The organism is Bradyrhizobium sp. Ai1a-2, from assembly GCF_000426245.1.
Classification (GTDB): domain Bacteria; phylum Pseudomonadota; class Alphaproteobacteria; order Rhizobiales; family Xanthobacteraceae; genus Bradyrhizobium.
Map to the genome: position 1 here is coordinate 1 of NZ_KE384513.1, position 9,195 is coordinate 9,195.

11 protein-coding genes are annotated in these 9,195 nt (G+C 62.5%); 7 read left to right on the forward strand and 4 right to left on the reverse strand.

Annotated features, from left to right (window positions below):
• A partial coding sequence (locus K288_RS0143545; RefSeq protein ID WP_027584881.1) for an IS5/IS1182 family transposase occupies positions 1-273 on the forward strand: 273 nt, incomplete at its 5' end.
• Positions 274-393: 120 nt separating this feature from the next.
• On the opposite strand, the gene K288_RS0143550 is transcribed toward K288_RS0143545, so the two are convergent.
• Positions 394-639 carry a BolA family transcriptional regulator gene (locus tag K288_RS0143550; RefSeq protein WP_027584882.1) on the reverse strand — a complete coding sequence of 82 codons (246 nt, stop codon included), beginning with the start codon at positions 637-639 and terminating at the stop codon, positions 394-396.
• A 172-nt stretch (positions 640-811) separates the two neighbouring features.
• Between K288_RS0143550 and K288_RS0143555 the strand changes: the two genes are divergently transcribed.
• Complete coding sequence (locus K288_RS0143555) at positions 812-1,171, forward strand: DUF427 domain-containing protein (RefSeq protein ID WP_027584883.1); 360 nt, start codon at positions 812-814, stop codon at positions 1,169-1,171.
• Between the two features lie 144 nt (positions 1,172-1,315).
• On the opposite strand, the gene K288_RS0143560 is transcribed toward K288_RS0143555, so the two are convergent.
• Positions 1,316-1,489 carry a DUF1328 domain-containing protein gene (locus tag K288_RS0143560; RefSeq protein ID WP_027584884.1) on the reverse strand — a complete coding sequence of 58 codons (174 nt, stop codon included), beginning with the start codon at positions 1,487-1,489 and terminating at the stop codon, positions 1,316-1,318.
• 141 nt (positions 1,490-1,630) lie between these two features.
• Here K288_RS0143560 and K288_RS53975 point away from each other — a divergent pair, with 141 nt between their 5' ends.
• Positions 1,631-2,014, forward strand: coding sequence for a hypothetical protein (locus K288_RS53975; RefSeq protein WP_160169096.1), 384 nt, complete (start codon positions 1,631-1,633; stop codon positions 2,012-2,014).
• 130 nt (positions 2,015-2,144) lie between these two features.
• Positions 2,145-3,329: an acyltransferase gene (locus K288_RS0143570; RefSeq protein WP_027584886.1), complete on the forward strand. Its 1,185-nt coding sequence runs from the start codon at positions 2,145-2,147 to the stop codon at positions 3,327-3,329.
• A gap of 119 nt (positions 3,330-3,448) precedes the next feature.
• Here K288_RS0143570 and purL read toward each other — a convergent pair whose 3' ends face one another.
• Positions 3,449-5,656 (reverse strand): phosphoribosylformylglycinamidine synthase subunit PurL, encoded by a 2,208-nt coding sequence (gene purL, locus K288_RS0143575; RefSeq protein ID WP_027584887.1) that lies wholly within the window; start codon positions 5,654-5,656, stop codon positions 3,449-3,451.
• A gap of 161 nt (positions 5,657-5,817) precedes the next feature.
• On the opposite strand from purL, the gene K288_RS0143580 reads away from it, so the two are divergent.
• Positions 5,818-6,306 (forward strand): PaaI family thioesterase, encoded by a 489-nt coding sequence (locus tag K288_RS0143580; RefSeq protein WP_027584888.1) that lies wholly within the window; start codon positions 5,818-5,820, stop codon positions 6,304-6,306.
• An 87-nt stretch (positions 6,307-6,393) separates the two neighbouring features.
• On the opposite strand, the gene K288_RS0143585 is transcribed toward K288_RS0143580, so the two are convergent.
• Positions 6,394-7,107, reverse strand: coding sequence for a glutathione S-transferase family protein (locus K288_RS0143585; RefSeq protein WP_027584889.1), 714 nt, complete (start codon positions 7,105-7,107; stop codon positions 6,394-6,396).
• Between the two features lie 104 nt (positions 7,108-7,211).
• On the opposite strand from K288_RS0143585, the gene K288_RS49250 reads away from it, so the two are divergent.
• On the forward strand, positions 7,212-7,604 hold the full coding sequence (locus K288_RS49250; RefSeq protein ID WP_051335078.1) for a helix-turn-helix domain-containing protein: 393 nt from the start codon (positions 7,212-7,214) through the stop codon (positions 7,602-7,604).
• Positions 7,605-7,785: 181 nt separating this feature from the next.
• A complete protein-coding gene (locus K288_RS0143595) occupies positions 7,786-8,775 on the forward strand; it encodes a DMT family transporter (RefSeq protein WP_027584890.1) in 990 nt (329 codons plus the stop codon).
• Positions 8,776-9,195 lie beyond the last annotated feature (420 nt).

Genomic DNA, 9,195 nt, shown 5'->3' on the forward strand with positions numbered 1-9,195 from the left:
CCTGCCGAGGTCATCATGGCCGATACGGCCTATGACGCCGATCACTTGCGCCAAGCCATCGCCGCCAAGGGAGCGCTGGCCGTCATCCCCAACAACCCGTCACGTGCGCTCAAATATCCGCTCGACAAGCATCTCTATGCCCAGCGTCATCTCGTGGAATGCTGCTTCTCAAAACTCAAGCAGTTCCGTCGCGTCGCAACCCGCTTCGAAAAGACCGCCCGAAATTACCACGCTGTTGTCACCCTCGCAGCCATCGTCTTATGGCTGAGATAAGTGTCCACACCACCTAGAGCATGATCAGGAAAAGTGGAAACCGGTTTTCCGAAAAGACCATGCTCAAACAAAGAGATGAGATCATGATCCGATCAATCGGATCATGATCCGACGAGATGATCAGGCCTCGGGCCCGCCAGGCACCCCGGTCTGCAGCGCCAGTGCGTGCAGCACGCCGCCCATCTGCCCCTTGAGCGACTGGTAGACGATCTGGTGCTGTTGGACACGGGACTTGCCGCGGAAGGATTCCGAGATCACCGTTGCCGCGTAATGGTCGCCATCGCCGGCCAGGTCGCGGATCGTCACCACGGCATCGGGAATGGCTGCCTTGATCATGGATTCGATATCGCGGGCGTCCATCGGCATCCCAGTAGACCTCCATTCGACGTTCAAATTGCGGCCGGCACGGCCGGCTACGAGAAGCAAAACCTAGCGCTCGCGCTCTTCTAGGTCATCCTATCAGGCACTATATTCCGCTTCCAATCGTTTTAGCTGCATCATTCGGTCACAACGAACTGACCAAAAAAGGCGCAGAATCATGAAACTCCCAGGTCCCGACCATCCGATCACGATTACCCCCAATTCGAAGCGCATCCGCGTCCGGGCGGGAGATGTCGTCATCGCCGACTCTACCCATGCGCTGACCCTGAAGGAAGCGAGTTATCCCGCCGTGCAATACATCCCGCGGGAAGACGCCAACATGACCCTGCTCTCCCGGACCGAGCGGACCACGCATTGCCCCTACAAGGGCGATGCCAGCTATTTCAGCATCAATGCCAACGGCAAGACGCTGGAAAATTCAATCTGGACCTACGAGACGCCGTTCCCGGCGATGAAGGAGATCGCTGGACACCTGGCGTTCTATCCGGACAAGGTCACGATCGAGGAAGTGGCGTAGAGCGAAAAGATTATCATTCCGGGATGGTGCGTAGCACCAGACCTCAGATGCGCACTTGCGCATCGGGGAATCTCGAGATTCTCCGATGTGCAACCGCACATCGTAGTTTCGATGCTTCGCATCGCCCCGGAATGACAGTCTGGGCTAAGCCCTGAATATCGTGAGCCCGAGTATCAGCAGCACCAGGAAGATCACGACGAAGATATAAAATAACACCCGCGCGATATCGGCGGAGGCGGCCGATATGCCGGTGAAGCCGAGCAACCCGGCTACAATCGACACCACGAGAAAAATCAGCGCCCATTTCAGTAGCGTCATCGCCCTCTTCTCCAGCTTCTTCGCGGGGGTAACCTCGGGCGATTGCGCGGGTTCCAAGGCAGCGGGCGGCGAATCGGTCGCCGCCCCGCTCTACCCTGCAGGCTTTTCTACCGTTCGATGCGCCCGGAAGAGCTGGACGGAATGGCGTCGTCTTCCGACATGCCGTTCGGCGACAGACCGGTCCCGTTCGCGCCTGGCGATGTGCTGTGCGTGCCTGGCTGGTTCAGGGATGGATTCGGCGTGGTGGACGTTCCGCCGGTGCCCATTCCGGTGGTGGAGCTCGACTGCCCGCCTGGTGCCGACGAGATTCCGGCCGATCCCGGGTTGGTTGGTGTGGCAACTGGTGGAGGCGCGCTGCCACCGCCGGACGACGCGCCTCCCTGCGCTGCCCCGGTGCCGCCGCCTGGAGCTTGCGCGAAGGCGGCTGACGTCATCATCAATGACATCGCGATGACGGCCGATAGATGCAATTTGTGTCGCATGGTAATTCTCCACGTTGCATGCGGCCGCACCAACGTTCCCTGAATCGCGTCGTTCCGTCGCTCCCGCGACCGCGAGATCACATCGACGTTTTTCGATTGTAACGATTGGGGCCTTGCCCAATCCGGTTCCGGGTTGCAACATCGCTGCCGATCAATCCGTCAGGGCGGCGCATATGAGCTCGATCTCTCCCACCATGGCGACCGCGCAAGCACACGCGGCGCCGAAAGCAAAGGTGCGCAACGCCTCGCTCGACCGCGCCCGTACTTTCCTGACGCTGGTCGTGCTGTTGCATCATGCCGTGATCCCCTACACGTATTTCGGACACACCGATCCGAAATCGTGGATCGGCTTCGACGTGGTCGTGCTCGCCACCGACAGTTTCTTCATGGCGATGTTCTTCTTCCTGTCGGGACTGTTCGTGTGGCCGGGGCTGGCGCGGAAAGGACCACTGCAATATTTGCTCGATCGCCTGGTTCGGCTTGGCCTGCCCTTCGTGATCTGCGCGTTCACGCTCATTCCGCTGGCCTATTACGCCTTCGCGGTGCGCCAAACTCCGGATCTGAGCTTTTCCGACTTCTGGTGGAAAACGATCACCGTGGGGCCATGGCCAAGCGGCCCGATCTGGTTTCTCTGGGTCTTGTTCGCCTTCGACCTCGTTGCGAGCGCGGCATATCTGCTGTCACCCAAAATCATCGATCCGATCAATCGCCTGTCGCTTAGAGGTCATGAGCAGGCCACCCTGTTCTTCGTGGTCATGCTTGCGGTCACCGCCGTGCTCTACATTCCGGGGCGCGTTCACTTTGGACCAGGCAGCTGGTTCGAGTTTGGGCCGTTCTCGGTGCAGCACGGTCGCGTGCTGCTCTATGCGACCTACTTCTTTTTCGGCGCGGGCATAGGAGCGCAGGCTTTGGACCGCGGTCTCTTGGCTGCAGACGGACGGCTGGCGAGGAGCAGCTGGGGCTGGGCGGTCGCGGCGCTCGTTCCGTATTGCCTGATGTGGGTGCTGATCTACATCAAGCGCGAAATCCTGGGGAATCCGGTCTGGCTGCCGAACTGGTATGAGGCGAGCTACGGTCTCTTCTTCGCTTCCTTCAGCGTGGCCATCATGTTTGTGATCCTGGCCTATTTCCTGCGATTCAAACAGTCGGGCTGGAGTATCCTCGATCCGATGCAGCCTGATGCCTATGGCATGTTCCTGGTGCACTATCCGATCGTGCTGTGGCTGCAATATTGGATGTTCGATTTCAATTGGCCGGCAATCGTGAAGGCGGCCATCGCCTTCGTGCTGACGGTGCTGCTGAGTTGGGCGGCGACGGCGGCGCTGCGAAAGATTCCAGGCGCGAACCACGTGCTCTGAAGCCGTCGTTCCCTCCACCGTCATTGCGAGGAGCGACAGCGACGAAGCAATCCATGCCTCCGCGATCGGTGACATGGATTGCTTCGCTCCGCTCACATTGACGGAGGCAGCCCGGGCGACTACGCCGCCTTGCCGCTCATATAGGCCGGCAACCAGCGCTCGAACGCCTCGTTCAGCGTGGCGATCGTCACCGGCGTTTCGCCCACGATCGAGATCGCGTCACCGCCGGTGGTGCCGATGCGCGCACAGGGCATGCCGCAACCCCGCATCTTCGCAAGCACACGGCCGGCATCCGCCTCGGGCACCGTGACGATGTAGCGCGCCTGATCCTCGCCGAACCAGTAGGCGTGCGGCACCAGCGCTGTCGGTGCCGCCAACAGGCGCGCGCCGATGCCGCTTGCGATCGCCATCTCTGCGAGCGCGATCAACAGCCCGCCGTCGGAGATGTCATGGGCCGCAGTCGCGGTGCCAGCGTGGATCATGCCGCGCACGACATCGCCGTTGCGCTTCTCGGCAGCGAGATCGACCGGCGGCGGCGCGCCTTCCTCGCGGCCGCAGATCTCGCGCAGATAGACGGACTGGCCGAGCCAGCCGTGGGTCTCGCCGATCAGCAGGATCGCCTCGCCTTCCGCCTTGAACGCGAGTGTCGCCGACTTGGTGAAATCGTCGAGCACGCCAACGCCGCCGATCGAGGGCGTCGGCAGAATGGCGCGGCCGTTGGTCTCGTTGTAGAGCGAGACGTTGCCGGAGACGACCGGGAAATCCAGCACACGGCAGGCTTCCGAAATGCCTTTCAGACAGCCCACGAACTGGCCCATGATCTCGGGCCGTTCAGGATTGCCGAAATTGAGGTTGTCGGTGATCGCGAGCGGCTTGCCGCCGACCGCGGTGATGTTGCGCCACGCCTCCGCCACCGCCTGCTTGCCGCCCTCGAACGGATCGGCTTCGCAATAGCGCGGCGTCACGTCGACCGTCATCGCCAGCCCCTTCGGCCCATCCTGCACCCGGACCACAGCCGCATCGCCGCCGGGGCGCTGCACGGTATTGCCCAGGATGACGTGATCGTATTGCTCCCAGACCCAGCGCTTCGAGCAGAGATCGGGCGTGCCGAGCAGCTTCTCCAGCGCCTGCGGAACACCGAGCGGCGGCTCGACGTCGCGCGCATGGATCACCGGCTGCGCGGCGGAAGCCGTGTGCGGACGATCGTAGACCGGCGCCTCGTCGCCGAGCTCCTTGATCGGCAGATCGGCCATGACGTCGCCGCCATGCTTGACCACGAAACGCTTGGTCGGCGTGGTGTAGCCGACCACCGCGAAATCGAGGCCCCATTTGCGGAAGATCGCCTCGGCTTCCTGCTCCTTCTCGGGCTTGAGCACCATGAGCATGCGCTCCTGGCTTTCCGAGAGCATCATCTCGTAGGCGCTCATGCCGGTCTCTCGCGTCGGCACCGCGTTGAGGTCGAGATCGACGCCGAGATCGCCCTTGGCGCCCATCTCGACCGCCGAGCAGGTGAGCCCCGCCGCGCCCATGTCCTGGATCGCGATCACGCAGCCCTTTTCCATGATCTCGAGGCAGGCCTCGAGCAGCAGCTTCTCGGCGAAGGGATCGCCGACCTGCACGGTCGGCCGCTTCTCCTCGGAATTGTCGTCGAACTCGGCCGAAGCCATCGAGGCGCCATGGATGCCGTCGCGGCCGGTCTTGGAGCCGAGATAGACGATCGGCATGTTCACGCCGGAGGCCGCTGCGTAGAAGATCTTGTCGGCGTCGGCGAGGCCGACCGCCATCGCATTGACCAGGATGTTGCCGTCATAGCGGGTATGGAAGCGGACCTGTCCGCCCACCGTCGGCACGCCGAAGGAATTGCCGTAGCCGCCGACGCCGGCGACGACGCCCGAGACGAGGTGCCGGGTCTTCGGATGCTCCGGGGCGCCAAAGCTCAGCGCATTGAGGCAGGCGATGGGGCGGGCCCCCATCGTGAACACATCGCGTAAAATACCGCCGACGCCGGTGGTCGCGCCCTGATAGGGCTCGATATAGCTCGGGTGGTTGTGGCTTTCCATCTTGAAGACCACGGCCTGGCCGTCGCCGATGTCGATCACGCCAGCGTTCTCGCCCGGTCCCTGGATCACCCAAGGCGCCTTCGTGGGCAGCCCGCGCAGGTGGATGCGCGAGGACTTGTACGAGCAGTGCTCGTTCCACATCGCCGAGAAAATCCCGAGCTCGGTGAATGTCGGCACCCGCCCGATCAATTTCAGGATGCGCTCATACTCGTCCGGCTTGAGCCCGTGGGCGGCGACGAGTTCGGGGGTGATCTGGGGCTCGTTCATGGGTCCCTTATTAGGTAGATCGGCGGTACGGGCAAAGGCCTTTTATGGCGCTTTTCGGCCCTGTCCAGAGCTTTGCGGCGGCGGGCCGCAGGTCGGGGAATTTGCACAACCGGACAGGATCGGATTTAAGGACCGGAACTCAATTTTGAAAGCCTGTGAGCGTGAACGACCTCTCCAAGACCGCATTCCTCCACCGCCCCGACCTGCATGTCGCAACCGAGGGCGCATTCAAGGGCTGGCGCACCTGGATCCGGGACAGCTTCGAGACCCATGTCGGCCCGTTCTGGCACCGGATGGATGAGAACGGTCGCGTGCATTGCGCCTTCCGGGTGGAGAAAAAGCACCTCAACGGCATGCGCAACGTCCATGGCGGCTGCTTCATGGCCTTTGCGGACTACTGCCTGTTCGCGATCGCCTCGGCCGAGCTGGAAGGCCCGGGCGTGACGGTGGCATTCTCCTGCGAATTCCTCGACGCGGCCCGCGAGGGCGAACTCGTCGAATGCATCGGCGAAGTGACCCGCGCCGGCGGCTCGCTGATCTTCCTGCGCGGCATGCTGAGAGCGGGCGAGCGCTCGCTATTCACCTTCTCCGGGACGATCAAGCGGGTGAAGCGGAAGGCGGCGGCAGCAGTGGCTGCCGCCGAGCAATGAAACCCGGCGCGCGAAATTAGCGACAAGCGATCCGAAGCGCCCAATCGCTGCGGTTCGACTTCCTGACTGAGTGCGGCCCCGAACTCCTCATTCACTGGATTTCCCGAATCTTTCGATCACGTCGTTGAGCGCAAGATGCCCGGTGCAGGCTCCTGTCCCCGGCCGATTTTCGCCTTTCTCCAGGGCCGCCGCATAGATCACGGCCGGATCGGCCTCGATTCGCTCGCGAAGTGCTGCAAGTTTCGGCCACCGGCTGCGATCCGCGACGGCGTGGAAATCGAGCCAGCGTGCGACACCAACGAGTAGAGCATCCGCCAGTGTCGGCCGGTCGCCGAGCAGAAACGGCCCCTTGCCGATGAGGCCCTCAAGCTTGTCGTGCCGTTGCATGACATTTGCCTGTCCCCACTGCCGCAGCGCAGATTGCGTTGTCGGGTTCGGGGTTTCCATCTCCATCGCGGCCCAGAATGGGCTGAAAGCAGCAGTGAATCCGGTATTCACGAACGCCATCAGCTGGTGCATCCGGTCGGCGCGCGGCGATAGAGGATCGAAGCTTATGCGGCGCTCAGTGTCCCTCGCCTCGAGCCAGGCGGCGATCGCCATGCTCTCTGTAAGCACCGTGCCTTGATCGGTCACGCATGCCGGCGTCTCATGCCGTGGATTGATCTGCGCGTAGGCCGGATCCCGCATCTCGCCAAGCATGTCGACACGGCAAAGGCGATAGGGCTGGCCCAACCATTCGAGGGCCGCGACGAGCCCCATGGAGCTTCCCAATGGGAAGCCGTAGAGTAGAATAGGTTCCATGTTCTTTCCTGTGATTTCTGACGATCACGCCGCGCAGCGGAGCCGGACCCTATTCGCCGCATCCGGGAAGTAAATTACGCACTTTTTTGTAACCACGACTGGCCATGAAAAGTATCGTTTCGCGCTGCCCTATCGAAGAAGTCATGCAGGTTCTGAGCGGTCGTTGGCCCACGCTTCTGATCTACTATCTGAAGCAAGGCACGAAGCGCTTCAGCGACCTGCGCAGGGACAATCCGACGATCTCGCACAAGATGCTTACACTGGAGCTTCGCAAGCTCGAGCAAGCTGGCATTGTCGAACGCACCGAGTTCGACGGATATCCCTTGCGCGTCGAATATCAGCTCACTTCTGCGGGTCACAAGCTCGTGCCGCTCATCGATGCCTTGGGGGACTGGTGGGAAACGACATCGCCTGTCGGTGAACAGCCCAACACTCTGAATGCCGCCGACACTCTGAATGCCGAGACGGGCGTGTCGAAAGATGGCTTGTCTGGTTGACCGGAGCAGATTTTCGCTGCGGTCATGAGGTGACGCGCCAAGGACCTCAACTAAGGACCTCAACTCATCGCGCGATGCTACCGAGCGCGGATATCGCACAGCCGAGTCACCCCCTAGCCTTTCGGCGCGCGGCCGCGCTACACTCGCTTCATCGCGCACAATGCGCGGGGAGCCGATCAAGGTGCCAAAGAGCACAGCGAAGGCGGGTGGCGTGACGGCTCCCGTGCGAACGCCCACTCCGTCCATCGCCGCGCGCGGCTGGCGCGACTATGCGCTGCTGCTCGCGCTCGCTTGCTGCTGGAGCTCGACCTATCCGCTGACCAAGATCGGTCTCGGCTCGATCCCACCGCTCACCTTCATCTCGGCCCGTTCGCTGATCGCGGCGCTGTTCCTGCTGGTGATCCTGCGCATTCGCGGCCTTCGCATTCCGACCGATGCCAAGGCGTGGAAGCTGTTCGCCTTCCAGCAGACCATCAACTCGACGATCCCGTTCCTGGTCATCACCTGGGCGCAGCAATATGTGGCGGCCGCTCCCACCGTGGTGCTGGCCTCGACCACGCCGATCTTCGCCTTCCTGATCACCTGGGCCATCACGCGGCATGAGCCGGCCACGCTGTTGAAACTCACTGGGGCGATTCTCGGGCTTGCCGGCACCGCCGTCATCATCGGCCTCGATGCGCTCAGCGGCCTCGGCAGCGAGATCTACGCCGAGATGGCGATCCTGCTCGCCACCATCTCGTTTGCCTGCGCCACGATCTTCGGGCTGCGCCTGTCCGACTACGATCCCATGGTGGTCGCGGCCGGCTCGCTCTTGTTCGGCGGCTTCGTGCTGCTGCCGGCAGCCATCGTCGTCGAGCATCCATGGACCCTGCATCCGACGCCGCAGGCGCTTGCCGCCGTCACCACCATGGGCATCTTCTCCAGCGCGATCGGCCTGATGCTGTTCTACATGTGCCTCTCCCGGCTCGGCACGCTGACCACCAATGCGCAAGGCTACCTGCGCATCCCGATCGGCGTCGGCCTGTCGGTCGTGCTGCTTGGCGAGGCCGTACCCTCGAACCTCGCGCTCGGGCTTGTGCTCGTCATGGCCGGCGTGGCTGCGATGACCGTTCCGGGCGACCGCTACAAGCTCGCTTTGAAGTGGCTGCGCGCGCGGCTGAGGGGCCTGTAGCCCGTAGGATGGGTAGAGCGAAGCGAAACCCATCGCGATGGAGCAAGCTGCGCGAATGATGGGTTTCGCTGCGCTCTACCCATCCTACGATTCTGAATCAATTTTCAAACAGCTCTCCGCTGTCATCGTCCGCGAAGGCGGACGATCCAGTATTCCAGAGGCGGTCGTGCTTGAGCCGAGAAGCCCCCGGATACTGGATGCCCGCCTTCGCGGGCATGACGGTGGAGTGTGAGGAAGCAGCAGTACGCGTTCTCGCGGCGCGTTGCGCCCGAGCTTTGCTTCACTTTCCACCCTCATCGAAACACAGAGGGCGCAGGGAAAGCCGGGTGCTGGTTGCACCCGTGGGTCCCGTGCAACAAAAAGCACGGGGGTAGGACCACAGGTTCAACCGAAGCATTCCGGCTTTCCCTGCGCGATGGT

Excerpts from the sequence above, each read along its gene's own strand:
- K288_RS0143550 (WP_027584882.1), bottom strand. The coding sequence starts at position 639 with ATGCCGATGGACGCCCGCGATATCGAATCCATGATCAAGGCAGCCATT.
- K288_RS0143555 (WP_027584883.1), top strand. The coding sequence starts at position 812 with ATGAAACTCCCAGGTCCCGACCATCCGATCACGATTACCCCCAATTCG.
- K288_RS0143560 (WP_027584884.1), bottom strand. The coding sequence starts at position 1,489 with ATGACGCTACTGAAATGGGCGCTGATTTTTCTCGTGGTGTCGATTGTA.
- K288_RS53975 (WP_160169096.1), top strand. The coding sequence starts at position 1,631 with ATGGCGTCGTCTTCCGACATGCCGTTCGGCGACAGACCGGTCCCGTTC.
- K288_RS0143570 (WP_027584886.1), top strand. The coding sequence starts at position 2,145 with ATGAGCTCGATCTCTCCCACCATGGCGACCGCGCAAGCACACGCGGCG.
- purL (WP_027584887.1), bottom strand. The coding sequence starts at position 5,656 with ATGAACGAGCCCCAGATCACCCCCGAACTCGTCGCCGCCCACGGGCTC.
- K288_RS0143585 (WP_027584889.1), bottom strand. The coding sequence starts at position 7,107 with ATGGAACCTATTCTACTCTACGGCTTCCCATTGGGAAGCTCCATGGGG.
- K288_RS49250 (WP_051335078.1), top strand. The coding sequence starts at position 7,212 with ATGAAAAGTATCGTTTCGCGCTGCCCTATCGAAGAAGTCATGCAGGTT.